Genomic DNA, 20,906 nt, shown 5'->3' on the forward strand with positions numbered 1-20,906 from the left:
GCCTGCTCCCCCGTGGTGAGGAGACTTGCTCCCGCTGGGCCGCTCCGACGCCTCGGGAGCAGCGGCCCCTTTTTTGTGAGCGCTTCGCACTCAAGCGGGAGCGAGCTCCCTCGCCACGGGTGCATCGTCGGCTCAAGGCTTGAGCACCACCTTCACACAGCCGTCTTTTTTGTCCCGGAAGGTGTTGTACATTTGCGGGCCGTCTTGAAGGCTCACGGTATGAGTGATGACGAAGCTTGGATCGATCTGCCCCTCCTGGATGCGCCGGAGCAGGTCGTCGGTCCAGCGGTTCACGTGGGTCTGCCCCATCTTGAAAGTCAGGCCCTTGTTCATGGCCGCGCCGAACGGGATCTTGTCGATCAAGCCGCCATACACACCGGGGATGGACAACGTGCCGGCGGGGCGGCACACATACATCATCTCCCGCAGCACGTGGGGGCGGTCTGACTCCAGCATCACCGCTTGCTTGACCCGATCGTAGATGGAATCGAACGAACGGGTCGCGTGGGATTCCATGCCTACCGCGTCGATGCATTTCTCTGGGCCCTTGCCGCCCGTCAGCTCGGCCAAGCGGTCCAGCACACTTTCGTCATCGAAGTTGATGGTGATGGCGCCCCCGGCCTTGGCCATGGCCAGGCGCTCGGGCACGTTGTCGATGCACACCACCTGCTTGGCTCCCAGGATCACCGCGCTGCGCACCGTGAACTGTCCTACCGGACCGGCGCCCCAGATGGCCACGGTGTCGGTGGGCTGGATATCGCATTGCACGGCCGCCTGCCAACCGGTGGGGAATATATCCCCTAGAAACAGCACTTGCTCATCGGTCAGGCCGTCCGGAATCACCACCGGGGTAAAGTCCGCATAAGGCACCCGCACGTACTCGGCCTGGCCGCCAGGATAGCCGCCAGTCAGATGGGTATAACCGAACAGCCCGGCAGTGGTGTGGCCGAAGGCCTTGTCGGCCAGGTCCTTGTTGCGGTTGCTGCGCTCGCAGACCGAGAAGTTACCCCGACGGCATTGATCGCATTCACCACAGCAAATCGTAAAGGGCACCACCACGCGATCGCCAATTTTCAGTTTCTTGTTGGCCGAACCCACTTCCACTACTTCACCCATGAACTCATGGCCCATGATGTCGCCATGCTTCATGCCGGGCATGAAGCCATCGTACAAGTGCAGGTCCGAGCCGCAGATGGCGCACGAGGTGACCTTGATAATGGCGTCACGTGGGTCTTCTATGGTGGGGTCGGGCAGATGATCATCACAGCGGATATCTTTTTTTCCATGCCAGCGTAACGCTTTCATCTTGGTACACCTCCTGAACAGGGTCGGTGCGCCAGCCATGAACATTCTCGTTATGCGCACCTACTGATGTTTTCGGTCGGAGGAAAACGCGACAAGTTCAAAGCATGTCTGCCCACATCGGTAAAACGCGATGGACGGCTGCGCCGTCATTCGGGTTATCAAGCGGCTCTTCCCTCCGCTCACCCCAGACTCATTGCCCCCGAAAAACTTGCCTCCACCGGCCCGATAAGAAAGACCGCGCCCAAAAATCCGGGATCATTCAGGTACGACTGGGTATCCTTGACACAGCTTCTTCCCCAAACCACTCCTCACGCGTCATCTCCCAAACCTCCTTGAGCGAGGCCCCAAAGACAAAGTCGCCCTGCTGCGTCCCGACCATCCGCATGCCTTCACGCTCCGAAATCCTGCGAGAAGCCAGGTTACCCACCGCCTTCGGCACTTGCATGACCGGACGCTCCAGCGTTTCGAACCAATAGATGTTGATCGCCGCGCAAGCCTCGCGCATGTAGCCTTTTCCCTGCCATTGCGGCGCCAACCAGAAACCGCGGTTGTTGCCGGGCTGGTCGTACAGGCTGATGCTGCCGATACGCTGAGTGGGATCTTCGGCCAAGCGAATCATCCAGTGCCACTCGCGTCCGGCGGCAACAGCGGGGAGCGCCTGATCGCGCACGTAGGTCAGCGCGCCGTCATCCGGGTAGGGCCAGGGCACACGACTGTCGAGGTAGCGGACCACTTCCCAATGCGGAAATAGCCGTTGAATTGCCGGTGCGTCCGACAGCGCCAGGGGGGTAAGGATAAGGCGGCGGGTTTGGAGCGTGGGAATGGGGCTCATGATGAAAACTCCTTTTTCAGATGTTATGGCGTGCCCGCCCCCCGCTACAGGTTATCCGTAACCCTGCACAATTTGCTGTCCTTCAAGAATGAAGGGGGCAGTTGCGTCGTCGCCGCGGGCAGTTGCTTGAGCCTCACTTCACATTCAAAACGGCCCGCGGCGTCCAGTTGGTAATCCTCCCCTGCCTTAGGGACAAAGCTGAACATGTTGTAGCATCGATCGCCGATGTAATGAAAAGCGATGGGCTGCCCGGCCGGTATCAACAGCTCAGTCATGACCGTGGAAGATGAATGCTTGTCGTCGTCTGGCATGCCCAGGCTTTCGCCGTTGCGATTGGCATAGCCATCCCGGAACGCCACCATGACCCCGGCGCCTGGCTGGCGGAAGTCCACGCAGTCAGACTTGGGTACGGCCCTGACCATGCCGTCGCTGATTACCCGCAAACGCGCGGTCTCGCCACCGTCAGGCGTTGAGTAAGGGGTGGAGAAAGAACGGACATCCGACAGCGCTCCGCAACCGCTGAGCAGGGCCAGGAGGCTGATGCTCCAGGCCTGTCGCAGCACGCGGGACGTCTTGCGCGAGCAAATGTTGAGTCGGGGGTTGAGGGGGTGCGGTGATTCGCTCACGATGATGCTCCATGCAGGTCTGTTATCCAGGGCCAACGACGGTCGAGAGGGACGCGATGTCAGCGCGAGATTTTATAAGGGGTTCGCAGACACTCTGCAATGGCCGATGTATCGGGGCGCACGCCTGATGATCCAGGCTCAATCAAACCTCATCGCGGGCTTGGCCCTCGCAATCATCGCGACGCTGAGCTGGGCCTTGAACTTCATTGCGCCTTACGTCACCGGTGCCTACACGATCTACGACTTGTTGGTCGTACGGTTCCTGGTTGCCGGTGCCCTGGGCCTGGGTGTCGTGCTGCTCTACCGGGCCCAGCTTCGGCACCTGCGGTGTGATCAGATGCTTGTGGCCGCAAGCCTGGGCGTGATCGGCTACCTCGGCTATAGCGCGTGCATCGCCGCCGGCATCATCTTCGGCGGGCCGGTGCTGACGCCGGCCTTCATTGGTATGGTGCCCGTGTTGCTGGCGCTGCTGGGCAACGCCACGGCCAAGACCCTCCCGTGGCGCAAACTGGCGATCCCCTTGGTTTTCTTGACGGTTGGGCTGCTGGTGTCGAATCTCGGGGCTCTCCATCATCCCGCTGCGGGCGCAGGATCGTGGCTGATGGGATTAATGTTCTCAATCGCAGCCGTGCTCTTATGGCTCGCATTCAGCGGGTTGAACCAACGCGCCTTGCTCGCGCTGCCACCCCACGCATCCGGTGCGTGGACTGGCCTCATGATGGTCGGTGCCGGACTGGGCACCTTGTGCTTGTTACCGGCGGTACAAGCGTTCGACCTGCTCAAACTGCCGAGCCTGGGGTTCAGCGTTTCCGTTGCGGGCCGTTTATATCTCTGGGGTTTCGTGATTGCGCTGATGTCGTCCTTAGTCGGTGCCTGGGCTTGGAACGCCGCGTCCCAGCGTTTGCCCATGGTGCTTTCCGGGCAATTGATCGCCTTGGAATCGGTGTTCGCCACGCTGCTTGGCCTATGGTTTCACCACCGACTTCCGACGCTTCTAGAGGCATCAGGACTTGCGGCTGTACTGGTTGGGGTGGTCATGGCGGTGCGGATCATCCTGACGACGCGGGACCATGTAAGCGTAATTGCGGCGTCACCCGACGCATGAGCTCATCCAATGCGTAAGTATCCAACAACGCCGTCACCTGTGTGATTTGCCCATCCTTGAGCGTCATGTGCCACAGGTAAGTGTTGTAATAGGGCTTGTGATCAAGTGCCGTGGCTGTGCCGTTCCAAAGAACAACCACGACGTCGTTCTCGGCAATGATGCTTTGCACCGTTGGCACAATCGGCGTAGCCAGCCGAGCAGTGATCGGGCGCACGGCTTGGGCCAACTCAGCCTTGCTGGTGTAGACGCCTGACACCGGGCTTGTCCCGGCCACGGTCCATTTGGCATCCGGCGCCAGCAGGTCGAAGACCGTGCCGTTGCCCTCCTGCCAATTCGCGAAAGCCTGGCGAACCAGATCCGTATTGGTACGTTGAACATTTTCCGAAGCCCAGCCGTTGCCCGCTGAGAATATAAAAGAAAGTGCAAGCACTTGGGCTTGCCAAGCCAAACTCATCCACCGGGTCATGATGTTCTCCCACAGCCATTAAATTTCAATAGAACCTTAACGGCATACGGGGAGAGGTCTTTGCTCGATACTGCAGTGGGGTTGCCTGATGCTGTTTGGCGCTGAGCTATCACGTGGATACCGCCATCAACGCCGTACAACGTCCTCGTAGAAACCCTGCGCTGCCAGATTCTTGTCCTTCGCCTCCAACATAATGTCGAACCGGTCCAGAAACCTGAGGGCGTACTGGTTCGTCCAGCGATTCCACATCTGCGCGCTGTGGCCGTACAGGTCACGCTTGGACACGACCCTCAACAAGGCATCCATCTCAAGCTTACCGTCGGCATCGAAACCCAACGCCTGAAGCCGCTCCGGGGGTTGCGAGTAATGCATGGTGGGCCGCACGCCGCGCCAACTGTCGATGACGCGATCGACTCGTGGGGAATCCGGCGCGATGTAATCGTTCTCGTTGATCCAACAGTGATGGATATCCAGCACGATGGGTGCGAGGTCGGCAAGTTCCAGACAATCATCCAGGCCGTAGGTCTTTTCCTCGTTTTCGAAGGTAATGCAATTGCGCGCCGCCTCCGACAACCGTGGCCAGACCGAACGTATCCCCTCGCCCCCCAGCCGCCCGGCAATGTGCACGTTGCATTTGAAATCCTGGAAATGCCGACCAAAGCCCATCATCCGGATCATGTCGGCGTGGTACTCGAACTCGGCGAGGCTGTTCTCCACCACCGGTGGTTTATCCGAACCGAGCACGCAGTATTGCCCAGGGTGAAAGGACAGGCGGATATCCGCTGAACGCGCCAGATCCCCGATCGCGCCAAAGCGCTCTTCCAGTTGGGCTTGGATGGCAGGGTCCTGATAGAACGCGCTCACCTTCGGATGACTGTAGAACGGCAATAGATCGCTACTCAGCCGAAGCATGCGCAGGGTCGGGGGAAGCTCGGCGACGTAGGCGATAAGGCGTAACTGCGCGTCGAGATTGTGCGTGATGATTTCCAACAGCTTGTCGCGGGCGACCTGTGGGGAGACGCTGTCCATCCAGCGCAACGTTGTGGTGCGCGGATTGAAGGGGGCTTCGATTGTCTTTAGCGCGGCCGCCGAGAGGCCGCGATCAGGGTGCCGGTATTGGCAGGCGAAGCCAATGCGGGGGTGGGTCATGGGGAGTCCTGGCCTTTGAGTCTATTGGCGGTAGACATCCTGGCGGCCGAGTCGTCGTTTTTGATTGGTCGTTGAAACAGCTTTCCTCGGAAAGTGTTCGAGATCAGGCAGTGCCGGCCAGAACAGAAGCGTGGGCTGGTCCCACATTGTTCCCATACCACCCTTTTCCAGACGCCAAAAACCACAAACCCCCGACTTTCTCTAGGAAAATCAGGGGTTTGTGTTTGTAGAATGTGGCGGTGAAGGAGAGATTCGAACTCTCGATACAGTTTCCTGTATACACACTTTCCAGGCGTGCTCCTTAAGCCACTCGGACACTTCACCGTGTCTCGGCAAACTGTTCAGTCTGTCGAGGCGCGCTAATGTAGTCGAAAGCCTTGGCGATGGCAAAGGTTTTTTTCAGAATTTTCATGTGCTTAAGGCAGGCCAGCATTTCAAACGGGTCGGGGCATGGCAAACCGGCCAAACTTCGGCTTTGTCCGCAGGCCCGCTTATAGAAGCAAGCGCGGCCCATCGGGCGGGCGAGGCCGTTTGAAAGGGGCGGGGCTGACCGGTGAGTCAGTCACGGCGCTTTACCTGGCCTGCGACGGTGGGTAACGTCTGCTGACTTCTCTTACAAGGAATAGCGTCATGAGCGACCTGATTGCCTACCATCTCGAAGACGGTATCGCGACCCTGACCTTGAACAACGGAAAGGTCAATGCCATTTCGCCTGATGTGATTGCCGCGTTCAACGCTGCGTTGGACCAGGCAGTGGCCGATCGCGCGGTGGTGATCATTACCGGGCAGCCGGGGATTCTGTCGGGCGGGTACGATTTGAAAGTAATGACCGCAGGTCCCAAGGAAGCGGTGAGCCTGGTGGCGTCCGGTTCGACCCTGGCTCGCCGCCTGTTGTCGCACCCCTTCCCTGTCATTGTCGCTTGCCCGGGGCATGCGGTCGCCAAGGGAGCGTTCCTGTTGTTGTCGGCGGATTACCGCATTGGTGTCGAAGGGCCGTTCACGATCGGCCTGAACGAGGTGCAGATCGGCATGACCATGCACCATGCCGGTATCGAGCTGGCCCGGGATCGGTTGCGCAAGTCGGCATTCCACCGCTCGGTCATCAATGGCGAGATGTTCAATCCCCAGAGCGCCGTGGATGCGGGCTTCCTCGATAAGGTGGTGTCGGCGGACGAATTGCAAGCTACGGCGTTGGAAGCGGCGCGTCAGTTGAAAAAGATCAATATGACCGCCCACAAAAACACCAAGCTTAAGGTTCGCAAGTCGCTGCTGGATGCGTTGGACAGCGCGATATTGCTGGACCAGGAATACATGGGCTGAACCCTGGCTGAAGTGAGGTTCCGACACGTGCGGCTTAAAACCCGGCGACCGCTCTAAGCCGCTTCTTACGCGCCATTTCGAAACATCAGCTTAAACATCGCCCATCTCCTACCTCTGTAGGGGCAATTGCTGAAAACAGTGCACATCCGTACACTGCGCCACCTTTTGTCCCTGTGGGGCCTGTTGATGTTGTTTGCACTGCGTATGTCTTTGATGGGCCTGCACTTTATCCTGGCGGGTGTGTTGGGAGTGATTCTGGGTGTGTGTCGCCCGTTCAACCCTGACAACAGCCGTCTGTGCGCCAGGCTGTATGCGGTACCCGCGATGTGGATCCTGCGCCTGCGGGTCAAGGCCGAAGTCGACACACTGGCGAATAAAGCCCAGAGCAGCGTGATCATCGCCAATCATCAATCCAACTATGATCTGTTTGTCTTCGGCAATGTGGTACCGCGTCGTACCGTGTGCATCGGCAAGAAGAGCCTGAAATGGGTACCGCTGTTCGGTCAATTGTTCTGGCTGGCGGGCAACGTGTTGATTGATCGGGGCAATGCAATCAAGGCCCGCAAGTCGATGCTGACCACCACCCACACCCTCCAGCATGAAGACACCTCGATCTGGGTGTTTCCGGAAGGCACACGCAACTTGGGCGCTGAATTGCTGCCGTTCAAGAAAGGCGCGTTCCAGATGGCGATTGCTGCCGGAGTGCCGATCATCCCAGTCTGTGTGAGCACTTATATCAAGCATATGCAGCTCAATCGCTGGCGCAGTGGTGACATTCTCATACGCTCCCTGCCGGCAATTCCCACGGCGGGCCTGAGCATGGACGACATGCCTCGCCTTATCGCTCAATGTCGTGAGCAGATGCGCGAGTGCATCGAGACGATGGACCGGCAGTTGCAGCCCATGTGAACAAGAAACCCGCCCCTACGGCGGGTTTTCTTTTACGCGAACTTCGCGAATTTCGCTGACTCTCAATCAGCGTGGCGCGCTAAGCTGGACGCTGCCCCCACTGCCAATTTCCAAGAAGAAGCGAACCACATCATGGGTAGAGTTGTTGCTGCTGCGGTTTACAGCGCCGGTAAGAAAGTCACCAATATCACCCTCGATGAAGGCAGCGCCTGGGCGGCGAAGCCCGGACACTTCGTGTGGATCGGCCTCGAAGAGCCCAGCACCCAGGAGCTGACCAACCTGCAGCGCCAGTTCAACCTGCATGAGCTGGCGATTGAAGACGCGATGGAGAAGCACAGCCGGCCCAAGCTGGAAACGTTCGGCGATGCGCTGTTCATCGTCACGTATTCGCCGGTGCGCAAGGACGGCAAGCTGCAGTTCATCGAAACCCATATCTTCGCCGGCAAGGGCTACATCATTACCGCCCGCAACGGTCACTCGGCGTCCTACGCCCATGTCCGACAACGCTGTGAGGCACGTCCTATCCTGCTGGAGCACGGGGAGGATTTCGTTCTTTACGCAATCCTCGATTTCGTCATTGAAAATTACCTGCCGGTGGGCGAAGCCATTCATGCCGAGATCGATGAACTGGAGCGCAACGTGCTATGCAGCGCCCTGAATGAGCGGGACATCCAGAACCTGCATAGTTTGCGCCGCGACGTGCTGCGCCTGCGTCGCTATGCGGCGCCGATGGTGGAAATCAGCGAAGAACTGCAGCGCCTGGATTTCCCCTTCATCGACAAGAACATGAGCCCCTATTTCCGCGACGTGCAGATCCACGTCACACGGCAGATGGAAGACTTGGCGACCCTGGCGGACATCGCTAGCCAGACGATTGAAATCGGCGTGCTGCTCGAAGCCTCGCGCCAGAGCGTGGTGCAACGCAAGTTCGCCGCCTGGGCGGCAATCCTGGCGTTTCCGACGGCGGTGGCCGGCATCTACGGGATGAACTTCGAAAACATGCCGGAGCTGACCTGGCACTATGGATATTTCCTGGTGCTCGGGTTCATCGGGGTTGGATGTACCGCGTTGTGGGCAAGTTTCAAGCGGTCGGGGTGGTTGTAGGATTTTTCGACGGGATTTGCGTAGCCTTCTTCGCGAGCAGCTTCCCACCGTTGATCAGCAGTGAACCGCTGATCAACGGTGGCATGCCCGAGTAGTCAGCCCTGGGCGGCATCGGCTTGGGGTTTATGGGCGACGAAACGCATCATCCACTCCGCTACCGTCGTACCGTGATGTTCCTGTTCCAGGCTCGCCACGCCCTGGCTGTAGATCTTCTCACCGAGGTGTTGCTGGCGAATCTCCAACAAGGCCCGGGAATAGTCGTGGATGAATTCTGGATGGCCCTGGAAGCACAGCACTTGATCATTGATGTGATAAGCCGCGTACGGGCAGAAATCGCTCGAGGCGATGACGGTGGCATTTACCGGGAGCTCGGTGACTTGATCCTGATGGCTGATCAACAAGGTCAGCTCCTCCATCACCGGGCTCATCCAGGGGGCCTTGGCCGCGAGTTTGTAGCGATGGGTACCCACCCCCCAACCCTGGCTGGCGCGCTCGGTCTTGCCGCCCAACAGCAGTGCCAGCAATTGATGGCCGAAGCAGACGCCTAGCAGCTTGTCGCCACGCTGGTAGCGGTCCAGGAGATAAGTCTTGAGCGTCTGTATCCACGGATCGGTCCCGAAGGAATCCGCCTTGCTGCCGGTCACCAGATAAGCGTCGAATTGTTCATCGTCGCCTGGATACTGCCCTTCCACCACGTTGTACACGAGAAATTCGGCCGCAATGGGCTGCTGCGAAAACAGGCGCTGGAACATCTGCCCGTAACCCTGATACTGGTCGACCAGTTCTGGACGCAGGATATCGGTTTCCAGAATGCAGATGCGTAGCGACATAAAAAATACCTGACACGATGATGGGAATATTGCACACCCCAGAGCCTGCCCTGAAACACCGTCCCAAGGCAAGCCCCCGCGCATAGTCAGAACAGTGCTTGAGCGGCGGCCTTTTCCAGCAACAGTGCCGGGGGTGAAAAACGTTCGCCGTATTGCTCGGCCAAGTACTGGCTGCGGGCGATAAACGCCGGCAAACCGTACTGGTTGATAAACTGCAACGCCCCGCCCGTCCAGACCGCGAATCCGATGCCGAAGACCGAGCCAATATTGGCGTCCGCCGTCGAGGTGACAACGCCTTCCTCGACGCAGCGAACGGTTTCCAGGGCCTGGATGAACAGCAGACGATCACGGATATCCTGGGCTGGAATCTGCCCCGCGGGTTTGTCGAAACGCGCCTTGAGCCCCGGCCAGAGATATTTCTGCCCTTGGGTTGGGTACTCATAGAAACCGGCTCCGGCCGCTTTACCTGGCCGTTTGTATTCTTCGAGCAGCAGATCGATCACAGCGAATGCGGGGTGTTCGGTCGGAGTTTTCCCCTCCGCTCGCAAGTCTTTGGCAGTCTGCGTGCGGATATGCCTCATCAGGCTGAGTGAAACTTCGTCGGAGACAGCCAGCGGCCCGACCGGCATCCCGGCCTTGCGTGCCTCGGTTTCGATCATCGGCGCGCTCACGCCTTCGCCGAGCATCGCGATGCCTTCGTGGGTAAAGGTGCCGAACACCCGCGAAGTGAAAAACCCACGACTGTCGTTGACGACAATCGGCGTCTTGTCGATTTGCCGGACGAAATCGAAGCCACGGGCAAGCGTTTCGTCAGAGGTGCGGGCACCCTTGATGATCTCGACCAAGGGCATTTTTTCCACTGGACTGAAGAAATGCAGCCCGATGAATTTGCCCTCGTCCGGCACCGCCATCGCGAGGCCGGTGATGGGCAAGGTCGAAGTATTGGACGCAATCACCGCGTCCGGCCCGGCCACCGCTTGGGCTGCGGCCGTCACGCTGGCTTTAAGGACGCGGTCTTCGAATACGGCCTCGATGACCAGGTCGCAGCCGGCCAGGTCCGCATCGCTGTCGGTCGGCTGGATCCTCGCCAGGATGGCGTCGCGCCGTTGCGCGGTGAGTTGGCCACGGACGACTTTCTTGTCCAGCAGCAACGCCGCGCGGGACTTACCCTTTTGCGCTGCGTCCAGATCAATGTCCTTGAGTACCACGTCGATGCCGGCCGCAGCACTGACATAGGCGATACCCGCGCCCATCATCCCGGCGCCGAGCACAGCGACTTTTTTCGTCAGAAAAGGCACAAAACCCTGCGGGCGAGAACCTCCAGCCTTGATCTCGTTGAGTTGGAACCAGAACGTACCGATCAGGTTTTTCGCCACCTGGCCGGTCGTCAGCTCGGTGAAGTATCGGGTTTCGATCAACTGCGCCGCATCGAAGCCTACCTGCGCGCCTTCCACCGCCGCACAGAGGATTTTTTCCGGTGCGGGCAGGCAGCCCTGGGTCTTGCTGCGCAGAATCGAAGGCGCGATCGCCAGCATCTGGGCGACCGCCGGGGCGGACGGCGTGCCCCCAGGGATCCGATAGCCATTCATGTCCCACGGCTGGGCCACGCTCGGGTTAGCGAGAATCCAGGCCCGGGCCTTGTCCAGCAGCTCGTCGCGATCCGTCGCCAGCTCATCGATCAAACCAGCCAGCAGCGCTTGTTGCGGACGAACCCTGGTGCCTTCGAGCAAATACGGCAATGCCTTCTCCAAGCCCAGCAAGCGCACCATCCGCACCACACCGCCGCCGCCCGGCAACAGGCCAAGGGTGACTTCCGGCAGGCCGATCAACACCGAGGGATGGTCCAGCGCCACCCGATGATGGCAGGCCAGGCAGATTTCCCAGCCGCCGCCCAGGGCCGCACCGTTGATAGCGGCGACCACCGGTTTGCCGAGGGTCTCCAATGCGCGCAGCTGCGCCTTGATCTCGGACACCGTTTCGTAAAAGGCCTGGGCCTGGGATTTGTCGACCTGGACCAACTCGTTCAGGTCGCCGCCTGCAAAAAACGTCTTTTTGGCCGAAGTGATGATCACGCCGGCGATCGAGTCTTTTTCGGCGGTCAGGCGAGCAACGCAGGCGCCCATGGCCTCGCGGTATATCGCGTTCATGGTGTTGGCCGCCTGCCCCGGCATGTCCAGGGTCAGCACGACGATCCGGTCCGGGCCGGTTTCGAAACGAATGGCATGGGTCATGAAAAGTGTTCCTTCAAAATCGGGGCTCAGAGGCGTTCGATAAGGGTGGCGATGCCCATGCCGCCGCCGACACACAGTGTCGCGAGGCCATAGCGCAGGTGACGCGCCTCCAACTCATCGAGCAGCGTGCCAAGGATTGCGCAACCGGTGGCGCCCAACGGATGGCCCATGGCGATCGAGCCGCCGTTGACGTTGACCTTGGCGGGATCGATGGCCATGTCCTTGATGAACTTGAGCACTACCGAGGCAAAGGCTTCGTTGACTTCGAACAGGTCGATGTCCTCGACCCGCAGGCCAGCTTTGGCCAATACCTTGCGAGTGGCAGGGGCCGGACCGGTGAGCATGATGGTCGGCTCGCTGCTGGTGACGGCAGTGGCAACAATCCGCGCCCGGGGTTGCAAGCCCAGCTCGCGACCTTTGGCCGGGGAGCCAATGAGCATCAGCGCGGCGCCATCGACGATGCCCGAGCTATTGCCCGGCGTGTGCACATGATTGATCCGCTCCACATGGCTATAGACGCGCAATGCCGTGGCGTCGAAGCCCATCTGGCCCATCGCTTCGAAGCTTGGCCGCAGTTTGCCCAGGCCTTCGAGCGTCGAGTCGGCGCGGATGAATTCGTCATGATCGAGCAGCACGATGCCATTCTGGTCCCGTACTGCCACCAGGGATTTATCGAACGAGCCGTTCTCCCGTGCTCGCGCGGCTTTTTGCTGGGATTGCAACGCAAAGGCATCGATGTCCTCGCGACTGAAACCTTCGAGGGTGGCAATCAGGTCGGCGCCGATGCCCTGGGGAACGAAATGGCCGTGCAGATTGGACTGCGGGTCCAGCGCCCATGCGCCGCCATCGCTGCCCATAGGCACACGGGACATGGACTCGACGCCCCCCGCCACTACGAGGTCTTCGAAACCGGAACGAATCTTCATCGCGGCCAGGTTCACCGCTTCCAAACCCGAAGCGCAAAAGCGGTTGAGCTGAACGCCGGGCACGCTGACATCCCAGTCAGCCACCAAGGCGGCGGTCTTCGCGATGTCGGCACCTTGATCGCCGATCGGCGTCACGCAGCCGAGCACAATGTCGTCCACCTGGCTGGTGTCCAGGCTCATGCGCTGGCGCAACGCCGTCAACAGGCCACCGACCAGGTTCACCGGCTTGACGGTGTGCAGGGCGCCGTCAGCTTTTCCCTTACCGCGAGGCGTGCGTAATGCGTCAAAAATCATAGCTTCGGTCATGACATCCTCAAACCGCGATCGGCTTTTACAAACACCTCTAACCTTAAGCCCAGCGGCGGCGGATTCAATGACCTCAGTGCTCAACGACATTGACAGGCACGCTCAGACGAACGGTAGCGAGCTATCGGATTAACCGTTTCAGGTAAGCAAGCTGTCTAGCAAAAGGGCCCGCAAGCAGCTGGCAATAGGCCTCATGCTGTTTTGATAACCTGGACCCATAAACTGATACTAATTGGGTCTAAGCGAAGCCGGCTGCGGCCCCTAATGTAAACCTTGTACAAGTAAGTCGTCGGGTTTTGCCGAGGCGCTTGTCAGACAGGAAGTGCAACGCCAGCCGTCACGGAGTAATGCAGGCTGGCCTCAGGAAATAACAAAAAGGCGGGTCAGCCATGTTCAAACATACGAAAGTTCGTCAAGCCGGACTCATTCTCTTCGCCACGACGCTGCTGTTGATCTTGCCGAACATCACTAAAGTGATCGGCTGACCCAGACGCGCGATGTCCGCTTTATTACAGTCGTTTCGCTAAATAAATGTGAGAGGGTTGATTGTTCCGGCAACGGTGGCTGTGCCAACCTTTGCGCCTCCCTCTCGACATGGACGGCGATTCACTTGAAAGCACTTATTGTCCTCGGGGCACTGCTGATCAGCGGCCCTCTGTACGCGGCGCAGCTCACGCTGGAGCTGGGCGCGGGTACCCGCACCTGGCAGACTGAAGAGCTACTCAAGCATCCCGACGTTCAAACGGTTCAGATCAACGAAGACGTTTCCTACAAGAAACCCATGAGCTATCGCGCCGTGCCGTTGACCTCGCTATTGACCGGGGTGCAACCGAACGATCATCTGCAAGCCGTAGCCCTGGACGGTTTCGCAGCTGAACTGCCAGCGGCGCCATTACTCAATGCACACGGCGCCCGCGCGTGGCTGGCGATCGAGGACCCGACCAAACCCTGGCCGGCGTTGGGGGAAGGCAAGCAAAGCGCCGGTCCTTTCTATCTGATCTGGACCGATCCTCAAGCGGGCCATATCAGCCCCGAGCAATGGCCGTATGCGCTGGCAAGCATCAAGCGCCTGTCACCAGTGGCCGACCGCTTCCCCGCCCTGCTGCCCTCGCCCAGCCTGGCCAAAAACGATCCGGTCAACAAAGGCTTCGAGTTGTTTCAGAAAAACTGTTTGGCTTGCCATCGACTCAACGGCGCGGGTGATGCGCAGTTCGGACCGGACCTGAACATTCCCTTCAACCCTACGGAATACTTTTCGAAAGATTTCCTCAAACGTTACATCCGTGACCCTCAAAGCTTGCGCCACTGGCCACAGGGTAAAATGCCGGGATTCTCCGCAGCGGTGTTGCCGGATTCTGAGCTTGACCTGTTGGTGGGGTATTTGAAGCACATGGCAGGACGCAAGCAGCCGTTGAAGCCGTAGGCGCGTTCCTTCGCCGCAAAGCCCGTTACCACTGGGCGTTGTGGCGGATCGCAGACCGATTGTGGGAGCAAGCTTGCTCGCGATGACGACAGAAAATCGATCAGCACCCAACATGAAAACGGCCGACACAAAGGTCAGCCGTTGCTGGATGCATAAAACATTCAGGCCTGCAGGCGACGGATCTCCTGCTTGACGCCCCACCCTTCGATAACGCCACCCAAGGGCTCGACCACGGCCTCGAAGTTCAACTCGAAATCGCCGATGTCATCATAAGTGGCGTACATCACCCGGCTCAGTTCGAGCGACCAGGCTCCATCGTCCCGCGCGCTGATCTGCGCATTCAGCGATTCCCCCCTGAATTGGCCTGCCGCCCTGCGCGCCCGTTCCTCGTCGGGGAAAATGGCATAGAACTCGATGGGATGAAATTGGGAGAAATCGAAACCGCCTTCTTTCATGCGGCGCAGCACACTGGTGCTGATGTCTTCTTGATAGGCTGTGCTCATGAAACGTCCTCCTCAGACCGATGGATAGACTTTCCGTCTTCCCGTGCGTGCAACCGCTGGTTACAAGCAGTACGGCATCAACTGGCCGTCGGGACACAAGCATGTAGCTGACAAGACCGGACCTTGGCGATCCTTTCGCTGATCTCGGTTGCAGAGTAGCTTCAAGTCATCGCCACTGCCAAGCGGGACCGAACAATGAATTTCATGAAATCGGTTTAATGCTGATGATTTCAATGCTGTTTTGGGTCTTGAGGCTTTTGAGCGTAGGGTCTTGCGTGCGACCTTCCAGATCGTTGAGATCAAGCTTGGCGGGCACGGGGAGCAGTCTCTGGCGGATCAATTGGGCGGCCTGTTCCATTGTGGGCTCCTGGTCGTAATCGAACTGCTCGGCGACGGCTTCGCCGTGATCATCAACGAAAGTGATTTCCCACTTCTGCATCGGTGTCTCCTCGATCAATACATGGCCGGGCTTACGTCTATCTCGACATTGATGGCGAAACAATCGTTCCGCTGAGTTCGCTGACGGCACCAATGAAAAAACCGCCTCGTGGGCGGTTTCTTCATCGCGGCCTACCGATTATTTTTCGGCACGCTCTTTCAGCGCTTTCAGCGTATTGAACGGCGCGTCCACCACGAACTTGTTAGCCAGCCAGGACGGTACATCACCCCCCGGCTCGGTGTGGACTTGGTAAGTCACTTCGATCTGGTTCGCCGCCTTGGGGGTGAACTTCCAGAAGCCTTCGACCTGCGTCACGCGCACAAAGCCTTTCTCTTCCGGCAGATAGGTAGGCACGCCCTTGAGTTTGCGAGTGAGGCTGCCATCAGCTCCTTCAACGGTAGTGACTTCCAGCACGGAGTCGCGGGCCGTGACCGGCCACGGCGTATTGAATTGGGTGTAGGTCCAGCTCTTGTCGCCCTCGTGCTTGAGCAACTTCTGGCTCTTGCATTCATGGATCCATCCACACGCATCCGCAACGTCTTCCTGCAGGGCCCGCAGTTTGGCCATGGTGGTTTTCATGACGGTCACGCCGCGATAGGCCTTGTACTTCGAGCCAGCGACCTCACTCAGCGACACCTGGATACCTTCCTTTTCCTTGGCGACTTGCCAGTCTTCTGCCTGGGCGGTAGCTGTTGCCAACAGGACGGTCAATCCACACAACACAGCCATACGATGCAGCGAACCCATAATTGTTTTCCTTATCGTCCAAGTTCGTTCATGTCGTTTCCGATCGTTGTCCCACTACGCCGCCGTGACCTGCTCCCACCAGCCAATCAATCGAATGGCTTCTTCGCTGCTATTGCCGCAGACCTCAAGGTCCGCCTCAAACGCCGAACACACCGCCGGGCGTTCAGGCTGGCCGAAGATCAGGCAGAGATTACCGGCCGACAACTGCACGCAACGTTCTCCCGCCGGCTTGCCTTGGGGCATGCCAGGGATGGGAGAACTGATGGAAGGGGCGATGCAACAGGCGCCACAGCCTTCACGGCACTTCATGACGACAGGATCCTCACGACAAGTAATGATTGGTAACAGGACACAGGGTAACGGCTAAAACAGCCGTTTGAAATCGCCGTCCGGGGGTTTTTTTCGTAGTGGGTGGAGTGACCCGGCAGTCAGCGACGAACAGCAGCATTGCATGGCCTTATTGCTTGAATTCGAATTCCAGTGCCGCGCCTTCCACTTCGTTGCGCTCCTGATTGCGCAAGGGCAGCTGCATCTCGTTGCTCAGCAGACGGCCGTTGAGCTGGAATGGGCCCGGCTTTTCCCCAAACATGGACGGCAACAGTGGCTCACGCTTGGGCAGGGGCACCTTGCCGGGTGGCTGCAACTGATCGACCATATCGTGTGGCAGGCTCAGGTCCAGCCTGGCCGGTGGTAAAGGGGTCTTGGCGACTTCGCGGGCCGATTTGCTCTTGGAGGAAATGGGGGCGCGCTTTTTCTTTGCGGCGGCCGTTTTGGCGGGCGTCTTTTTGACAGTCTTCTTTATCTCGGCGGTTTTCTTCGCGGTGGGCTTGGCGGCGCTGGCGGCCGGTTTCTCTTGGGCCGAAGCTGCCATGGCACTCCCCATGTCGAGGACACTCAACAGGCCGATCAAAACCCACGCAGCAGGAACAATGGCTTTCATAGACACGACGACACCTACGGCAGAGATGTCCATGCTCGCCCGATATTGAGGCGCTGACAAGCACATCGGGCCAAGCCGCTGATTTCTATAAAAACCCGCTGGCGGTCTCCTGGCACAACTGGGTCGCCAGCAACCCCAGGGTCATCAACGCACGCTCTGCCTCGCGATTCCAGGGTATGCCGCAATTCAGGCGGATGCAGTGGTTGAATTGCTCGGTATTACTGAAAATCAGCCCGGGGGCGATGCTGATGCCCTGTTGCAGCGCGCGGACGTGCAGTTCCTGGGTGTTGACCCGCCCCGGCAGGCTGACCCAAAGAATGAACCCACCGGTGGGACGACTCATCTGCGTGCCTTCCGGAAAGTGCTGTTGCACCGCCAATTGAAAAGCGCTGAGGTTCTTGCGGTACTCCTGGCGAATATAGCGCAAGTGCCGGTCATAGCCGCCATTCTCCAGGTAAGCCGCGATCCCCATCTGAGTGACGCTGCACGCCGAATGGGTGCTGAACGTCTGGAGTCGCTGGATCTCCTGCTGGAACTTGCCGGCGATCATCCAGCCAATCCGAACGCCGGGCGAAAGGGTCTTGGAGAAACTCGAACAGTAGATCACCCGATCCAAGCGATCGTAGGCCTTCAATGCCTTGGTCCGGCCCTGTTCGAACATCAGTTCGCCATAGATATCGTCCTCGACGATCTGGATATCGAAATCCGATGCCAGGCGCAGCAGTTGTTTTTGCCGCTCTTCGGGCATCGTGCCACCCAGGGGATTGCTCAGGCGCGTGGTCAGGACCAGCGCCTTGATCGACCATTGGTTGGCCGCCAATTGCAAGGCTTCAAGGCTCATGCCAGTGACCGGGTCGCTGGGGATCTCGATGACCTTCAGGCCCAGCAGATCCGCCAGTTGCAGCAGCCCGTAGTAAGTGGGCGACTCGGCGGCGATCAAATCCCCGGGACGCGTCAGCACGCGCAAGGACATCTGCAGGGCGTCGACGCAGCCATGGGTGATGACGACCTCGGAAGGATCCACCACCACGCCGGCGTCACGCATGCGGATCGCGACTTGGCGGCGCAACGGCTCGAAGCCGGGACTGAACATGTAGCTGAACGCCCGCGGGCTGTGGAAACGCGTGACCTTGGCTAACTGCTGATGCAACGCCCGCACGGGCAGATAATCAACGCTCGGCACCGCCGCGCCCAGCGGAAACACCCCTTCGCGGCGCGACTCGACCAACACCTGTTGGATAATGCTGCTGCGCGTCACCAATCCGGGGCGCTCGACCCGGGCAATGTCCGGCGTCGGCGCGGTCAACGCCGGCGTCTGGTGCACGTAATAGCCCGATTGCGGCCGCGCGCGAATCAGCCCCTGGTCTTCAAGGTTCGCATAGGCCTGGAGGACGGTGGCATGGCTGACGTTGAGCTGCGAACTCATCTTGCGCACCGAAGGCACGCGTTCACCCGGCTGATACACCCCACGCCGGATGTCTTCCGCCAACTGTTGCGCAATACGTTGATAGAGCAGGAGGTTGGTCATGACGCAGTACTCGATTTCGCAGGCGTTTTATTCTTGTCGGAAATTCTACCGGCACAGTTTAGAAGTGTACTGGGACAGTTGCCAGATTACTCGACAGTACAGTGGGTTGACAGCCCCAACTGTACTCATCCCAAACATCAGGCGAAAAAAAACCCGGCGCCTCGAAGGGGCCGGGTTTTCCAGTGACGCCGTCCTCAACGGGCGGCGCCGAGCTGGCCCTTGTCATCGGAGAATACGATTTCAACGCGACGGTTCTGCGCCCGGCCACGCTCGGTTGCGTTGACGTCCACCGGGTATTGATCGCCGTAGCCCTCGACCTGGATGCGCTTTTCGTCAATGCCAAGGTCCACCAGCACGTCCGCCACGGCCTGAGCGCGGTCGCGGGACAGCTTGAGGTTTTCCTGCTTGCCGCCGGTGCTGTCCGTGTAGCCCTCGATGCGCACCACGCGCTTGGGATTGAGTTGCAGGAACTGCACGATCTTGAGCACCACGCGATTGGCCGAGTTTTTCAGCTCGGCTTCGCCGGTATCGAACAGCACATCCCCGAGGGTCATCACCAGGCCGCGATCGGTCTGGGTGGTCGCCATCGCCATGATCTGCTCTTCAAGCCACTTGCCCTGCTGCTGGACACTCAGCAGCTTGGATTCGCGCAGGGCCAGCTGCAGGCGCTGGCGCTCCAGCTCGAGCTTCGTCGCGCGCTCTTCGTTGAGCACCTGGTTGCTGTGCTCACGGGCAATCTGACTGTAGCGCTGACTCAAGTAGGCGTAATGCTGCACGTCCTCACCGCTGCCCCAGTAGCTGGACAAGCGATCGGCGCGGGCCAGGGATTCGCCGGCCCGGATCACGTCCCGGGGCGCCGCACGCAGCACGTTGGCATCTTCCTTGACCTTCTGGAAGTCATCGCTGGCCTTTTCCAGCGCCACCTCGCTGCGCTGTCCGGCGCAACCGTACAGACTGGCCAGCCCCGCGAGGACCAGGCCGCCCAATACTTGGGAGTGCTTCATTGGGCATCCTCCCTCAGCTGTTTGCGCAAGCGCTTGATGCGAGTGTCGAGCACGTTCAATTGCTCCTGGCTCTTGAGCGTCAGCACCTTCGCTTCGGCCAGACGTGCATCCAACTCGGCCTGTTCAGCGCGCATGCGCGCCTTTTTATAGGATTCATCGGCCATGTTGGATTTGGCGCGCGTGAATTTTTCTTCAGCCAGTTTCAATTCGGGTACTTCGTCGGTGGTGGCACCCACCGCACGCGCTTGCTCAATGGCCTGTTCAGTCAGGCGGATCTGTTCATTCGGCGCTGGATCGGCTGCGCAACCCGCCAGAGCCAGAACGGCCAGGGCAGCGAAAAGAGGTCGAATAGTCACTAATATTCCCTACTGTTTGGGGGCGCTGACGGGGGACTTCAACTGTGCTCTCCAACGCTCCAGATTGCGCTGCAACACAGCCTCCGCCAGGCCAGACGCGGCCAATTCTGTCATCTTTTGCGCCAGCTGTCCGCGTAACCATGGGTCATTGCAGGCGGAGTTATGGGAAAGCGCGAGGAACAAGCCCGGCTTGTCCACCGCTTGCGGCGCGGCTTGCAAGTCATTAGCCATCCCTAGCGTCTGCGCCATCGCCAGGCCCGAGTAGCGCCCCGCCAGTACATATTCCACTTCACCCAGGAGCAGTTTCTGAAAGGCCTGGGTCAGGTTGGGCGTACGGGTCACGGTTAGATTCTGCTCAGCGAAAAGGCCAAATCCTTGTGTCATGCGAGCCTTTTCCGACAAGGCGCCGTTATGCCCGTGAAGATCCTCCGGTCGCTCGACCACCAGCGTCGAATCCTTGCGTGTCCAGACCAGGTAATCGTTCTCCAGCAGTGGCGGGTGCACGTAATCCAAGGCTTGCAACCCAGTCGTGGTCAGCGGGGCATCGGTGAGCAGGTCCATGCGTCCGCTGCGCACTTCGTCCAACGCCTGGGCGCGTTTGCCGGCGTAGAGCAATTCGATCTTGATCCCCAGCGCCTGCGCCACCTGCGCCAGCAGGTCGGCCCCGGCACCGATCAAATGCTTGGGATCCTGGGGATCTTGCCAAAGATAAGGCGGCGCATCGGGGCTGCCAGTAGCGATCAGGCGCTCGCATTTGCCAGCGGCGGCAGACAGCCCTGGCGCGCACGCCAACGCCCAGAACAACGACGAGCAAGCCAAACGGCGAAGATCCATGGCACTAAGCGCTCCGGAAACAG

22 protein-coding genes and 1 tRNA gene are annotated in these 20,906 nt (G+C 59.4%); 5 read left to right on the plus strand and 18 right to left on the minus strand.

The features are described 5' to 3' along the window. Window positions 1-132 precede the first annotated feature (132 nt). The 3 genes from DOCECA_RS14420 to DOCECA_RS14430 all read right to left on the minus strand — a co-directional run bounded on the left by DOCECA_RS14420 (window position 133) and on the right by DOCECA_RS14430 (window position 2,763). The gene (locus DOCECA_RS14420; protein WP_434559954.1) at window positions 133-1,305 is read right to left on the minus strand and encodes a zinc-dependent alcohol dehydrogenase; all 1,173 of its coding nucleotides are present in this window, start codon (window positions 1,303-1,305) and stop codon (window positions 133-135) included. A 259-nt stretch (window positions 1,306-1,564) separates the two neighbouring features. Beyond that, window positions 1,565-2,137, minus strand: a complete 573-nt coding sequence (locus DOCECA_RS14425; RefSeq protein ID WP_445570727.1) for a GNAT family N-acetyltransferase — start codon at window positions 2,135-2,137, stop codon at window positions 1,565-1,567. A 44-nt stretch (window positions 2,138-2,181) separates the two neighbouring features. Continuing rightward, window positions 2,182-2,763: a hypothetical protein gene (locus tag DOCECA_RS14430; RefSeq protein ID WP_434607054.1), complete on the minus strand. Its 582-nt coding sequence runs from the start codon at window positions 2,761-2,763 to the stop codon at window positions 2,182-2,184. Window positions 2,764-2,890: 127 nt separating this feature from the next. Between DOCECA_RS14430 and DOCECA_RS14435 the strand changes: the two genes are divergently transcribed. After that, window positions 2,891-3,868: a DMT family transporter gene (locus DOCECA_RS14435; RefSeq protein ID WP_434607056.1), complete on the plus strand. Its 978-nt coding sequence runs from the start codon at window positions 2,891-2,893 to the stop codon at window positions 3,866-3,868. On the opposite strand, the gene DOCECA_RS14440 is transcribed toward DOCECA_RS14435, so the two are convergent. The 3 genes from DOCECA_RS14440 to DOCECA_RS14450 form a co-directional block, all read right to left on the minus strand. After that, window positions 3,813-4,334, minus strand: a complete 522-nt coding sequence (locus DOCECA_RS14440) for a nuclear transport factor 2 family protein (protein WP_445570728.1) — start codon at window positions 4,332-4,334, stop codon at window positions 3,813-3,815. The genes DOCECA_RS14435 and DOCECA_RS14440 overlap by 56 nt on opposite strands. Window positions 4,335-4,460: 126 nt before the next feature. Beyond that, window positions 4,461-5,483 (minus strand): UV damage endonuclease UvsE, encoded by a 1,023-nt coding sequence (locus tag DOCECA_RS14445; protein WP_434648515.1) that lies wholly within the window; start codon window positions 5,481-5,483, stop codon window positions 4,461-4,463. Window positions 5,484-5,717: 234 nt separating this feature from the next. Beyond that, window positions 5,718-5,807 (minus strand) — tRNA-Ser (locus tag DOCECA_RS14450). 306 nt (window positions 5,808-6,113) lie between these two features. On the opposite strand from DOCECA_RS14450, the gene DOCECA_RS14455 reads away from it, so the two are divergent. The 3 genes from DOCECA_RS14455 (at window position 6,114) to DOCECA_RS14465 (ending at window position 8,816) form a co-directional block, all read left to right on the plus strand. Further along, the gene (locus tag DOCECA_RS14455; RefSeq protein ID WP_434607061.1) at window positions 6,114-6,803 is read left to right on the plus strand and encodes a crotonase/enoyl-CoA hydratase family protein; all 690 of its coding nucleotides are present in this window, start codon (window positions 6,114-6,116) and stop codon (window positions 6,801-6,803) included. Window positions 6,804-6,989: 186 nt separating this feature from the next. Continuing rightward, on the plus strand, window positions 6,990-7,712 hold the full coding sequence (locus DOCECA_RS14460) for a 1-acylglycerol-3-phosphate O-acyltransferase (protein ID WP_420767225.1): 723 nt from the start codon (window positions 6,990-6,992) through the stop codon (window positions 7,710-7,712). A gap of 132 nt (window positions 7,713-7,844) precedes the next feature. Continuing rightward, a complete protein-coding gene (locus tag DOCECA_RS14465) occupies window positions 7,845-8,816 on the plus strand; it encodes a magnesium and cobalt transport protein CorA (RefSeq protein ID WP_420767224.1) in 972 nt (323 codons plus the stop codon). Window positions 8,817-8,911: 95 nt separating this feature from the next. On the opposite strand, the gene DOCECA_RS14470 is transcribed toward DOCECA_RS14465, so the two are convergent. The 3 genes from DOCECA_RS14470 to DOCECA_RS14480 form a co-directional block, all read right to left on the minus strand. Further along, window positions 8,912-9,646: an amidotransferase gene (locus DOCECA_RS14470; protein WP_434648520.1), complete on the minus strand. Its 735-nt coding sequence runs from the start codon at window positions 9,644-9,646 to the stop codon at window positions 8,912-8,914. An 86-nt stretch (window positions 9,647-9,732) separates the two neighbouring features. Beyond that, window positions 9,733-11,877 (minus strand): 3-hydroxyacyl-CoA dehydrogenase NAD-binding domain-containing protein, encoded by a 2,145-nt coding sequence (locus DOCECA_RS14475; protein WP_434648522.1) that lies wholly within the window; start codon window positions 11,875-11,877, stop codon window positions 9,733-9,735. A gap of 26 nt (window positions 11,878-11,903) precedes the next feature. Then, window positions 11,904-13,109: an acetyl-CoA C-acetyltransferase gene (locus DOCECA_RS14480; protein ID WP_434648525.1), complete on the minus strand. Its 1,206-nt coding sequence runs from the start codon at window positions 13,107-13,109 to the stop codon at window positions 11,904-11,906. A 610-nt stretch (window positions 13,110-13,719) separates the two neighbouring features. Here DOCECA_RS14480 and DOCECA_RS14485 point away from each other — a divergent pair. Next, a complete protein-coding gene (locus DOCECA_RS14485; RefSeq protein WP_434607069.1) occupies window positions 13,720-14,532 on the plus strand; it encodes a c-type cytochrome in 813 nt (270 codons plus the stop codon). Between the two features lie 161 nt (window positions 14,533-14,693). Here DOCECA_RS14485 and DOCECA_RS14490 read toward each other — a convergent pair whose 3' ends face one another. From DOCECA_RS14490 to DOCECA_RS14530, 9 genes are all read right to left on the minus strand, one after another. Beyond that, window positions 14,694-15,035 carry a ribonuclease E inhibitor RraB gene (locus DOCECA_RS14490; protein ID WP_420767219.1) on the minus strand — a complete coding sequence of 114 codons (342 nt, stop codon included), beginning with the start codon at window positions 15,033-15,035 and terminating at the stop codon, window positions 14,694-14,696. Window positions 15,036-15,237: 202 nt separating this feature from the next. Then, window positions 15,238-15,474 carry a hypothetical protein gene (locus DOCECA_RS14495; protein ID WP_420767218.1) on the minus strand — a complete coding sequence of 79 codons (237 nt, stop codon included), beginning with the start codon at window positions 15,472-15,474 and terminating at the stop codon, window positions 15,238-15,240. A 138-nt stretch (window positions 15,475-15,612) separates the two neighbouring features. Next, on the minus strand, window positions 15,613-16,221 hold the full coding sequence (locus tag DOCECA_RS14500) for an START domain-containing protein (protein ID WP_420767217.1): 609 nt from the start codon (window positions 16,219-16,221) through the stop codon (window positions 15,613-15,615). A gap of 54 nt (window positions 16,222-16,275) precedes the next feature. Next, window positions 16,276-16,530 (minus strand): YkgJ family cysteine cluster protein, encoded by a 255-nt coding sequence (locus DOCECA_RS14505; RefSeq protein WP_420767216.1) that lies wholly within the window; start codon window positions 16,528-16,530, stop codon window positions 16,276-16,278. A gap of 148 nt (window positions 16,531-16,678) precedes the next feature. Then, on the minus strand, window positions 16,679-17,161 hold the full coding sequence (locus DOCECA_RS14510) for a translation initiation factor 2 (RefSeq protein ID WP_445572172.1): 483 nt from the start codon (window positions 17,159-17,161) through the stop codon (window positions 16,679-16,681). An 85-nt stretch (window positions 17,162-17,246) separates the two neighbouring features. Continuing rightward, window positions 17,247-18,689, minus strand: a complete 1,443-nt coding sequence (locus tag DOCECA_RS14515) for an aminotransferase-like domain-containing protein (RefSeq protein ID WP_420767214.1) — start codon at window positions 18,687-18,689, stop codon at window positions 17,247-17,249. A gap of 194 nt (window positions 18,690-18,883) precedes the next feature. Continuing rightward, window positions 18,884-19,693: an OmpA family protein gene (locus tag DOCECA_RS14520; protein WP_434607074.1), complete on the minus strand. Its 810-nt coding sequence runs from the start codon at window positions 19,691-19,693 to the stop codon at window positions 18,884-18,886. Then, window positions 19,690-20,049: a DUF4398 domain-containing protein gene (locus DOCECA_RS14525; RefSeq protein WP_420767212.1), complete on the minus strand. Its 360-nt coding sequence runs from the start codon at window positions 20,047-20,049 to the stop codon at window positions 19,690-19,692. The genes DOCECA_RS14520 and DOCECA_RS14525 overlap by 4 nt, the downstream gene beginning before the upstream one ends. Window positions 20,050-20,058: 9 nt before the next feature. Continuing rightward, window positions 20,059-20,883, minus strand: a complete 825-nt coding sequence (locus DOCECA_RS14530; protein ID WP_420767211.1) for a substrate-binding periplasmic protein — start codon at window positions 20,881-20,883, stop codon at window positions 20,059-20,061. Between the last annotated feature and the right edge of the window lie 23 nt (window positions 20,884-20,906).

The sequence above is a fragment of the Pseudomonas sp. E102 genome (assembly GCF_052660185.1).

Coding starts and splice junctions, on each gene's coding strand:
- DOCECA_RS14515 (WP_420767214.1), bottom strand. CDS start 18,689: ATGACCAACCTCCTGCTCTATCAACGTATTGCGCAACAGTTGGCGGAA.
- DOCECA_RS14445 (WP_434648515.1), bottom strand. CDS start 5,483: ATGACCCACCCCCGCATTGGCTTCGCCTGCCAATACCGGCACCCTGAT.
- DOCECA_RS14435 (WP_434607056.1), top strand. CDS start 2,891: ATGATCCAGGCTCAATCAAACCTCATCGCGGGCTTGGCCCTCGCAATC.
- DOCECA_RS14460 (WP_420767225.1), top strand. CDS start 6,990: ATGTTGTTTGCACTGCGTATGTCTTTGATGGGCCTGCACTTTATCCTG.
- DOCECA_RS14520 (WP_434607074.1), bottom strand. CDS start 19,693: ATGAAGCACTCCCAAGTATTGGGCGGCCTGGTCCTCGCGGGGCTGGCC.
- DOCECA_RS14475 (WP_434648522.1), bottom strand. CDS start 11,877: ATGACCCATGCCATTCGTTTCGAAACCGGCCCGGACCGGATCGTCGTG.
- DOCECA_RS14500 (WP_420767217.1), bottom strand. CDS start 16,221: ATGGGTTCGCTGCATCGTATGGCTGTGTTGTGTGGATTGACCGTCCTG.
- DOCECA_RS14440 (WP_445570728.1), bottom strand. CDS start 4,334: ATGACCCGGTGGATGAGTTTGGCTTGGCAAGCCCAAGTGCTTGCACTT.
- DOCECA_RS14490 (WP_420767219.1), bottom strand. CDS start 15,035: ATGAGCACAGCCTATCAAGAAGACATCAGCACCAGTGTGCTGCGCCGC.
- DOCECA_RS14505 (WP_420767216.1), bottom strand. CDS start 16,530: ATGAAGTGCCGTGAAGGCTGTGGCGCCTGTTGCATCGCCCCTTCCATC.
- DOCECA_RS14480 (WP_434648525.1), bottom strand. CDS start 13,109: ATGACCGAAGCTATGATTTTTGACGCATTACGCACGCCTCGCGGTAAG.
- DOCECA_RS14425 (WP_445570727.1), bottom strand. CDS start 2,137: ATGAGCCCCATTCCCACGCTCCAAACCCGCCGCCTTATCCTTACCCCC.
- DOCECA_RS14420 (WP_434559954.1), bottom strand. CDS start 1,305: ATGAAAGCGTTACGCTGGCATGGAAAAAAAGATATCCGCTGTGATGAT.
- DOCECA_RS14455 (WP_434607061.1), top strand. CDS start 6,114: ATGAGCGACCTGATTGCCTACCATCTCGAAGACGGTATCGCGACCCTG.
- DOCECA_RS14495 (WP_420767218.1), bottom strand. CDS start 15,474: ATGCAGAAGTGGGAAATCACTTTCGTTGATGATCACGGCGAAGCCGTC.
- DOCECA_RS14510 (WP_445572172.1), bottom strand. CDS start 17,161: ATGAAAGCCATTGTTCCTGCTGCGTGGGTTTTGATCGGCCTGTTGAGT.
- DOCECA_RS14530 (WP_420767211.1), bottom strand. CDS start 20,883: ATGGATCTTCGCCGTTTGGCTTGCTCGTCGTTGTTCTGGGCGTTGGCG.
- DOCECA_RS14465 (WP_420767224.1), top strand. CDS start 7,845: ATGGGTAGAGTTGTTGCTGCTGCGGTTTACAGCGCCGGTAAGAAAGTC.
- DOCECA_RS14470 (WP_434648520.1), bottom strand. CDS start 9,646: ATGTCGCTACGCATCTGCATTCTGGAAACCGATATCCTGCGTCCAGAA.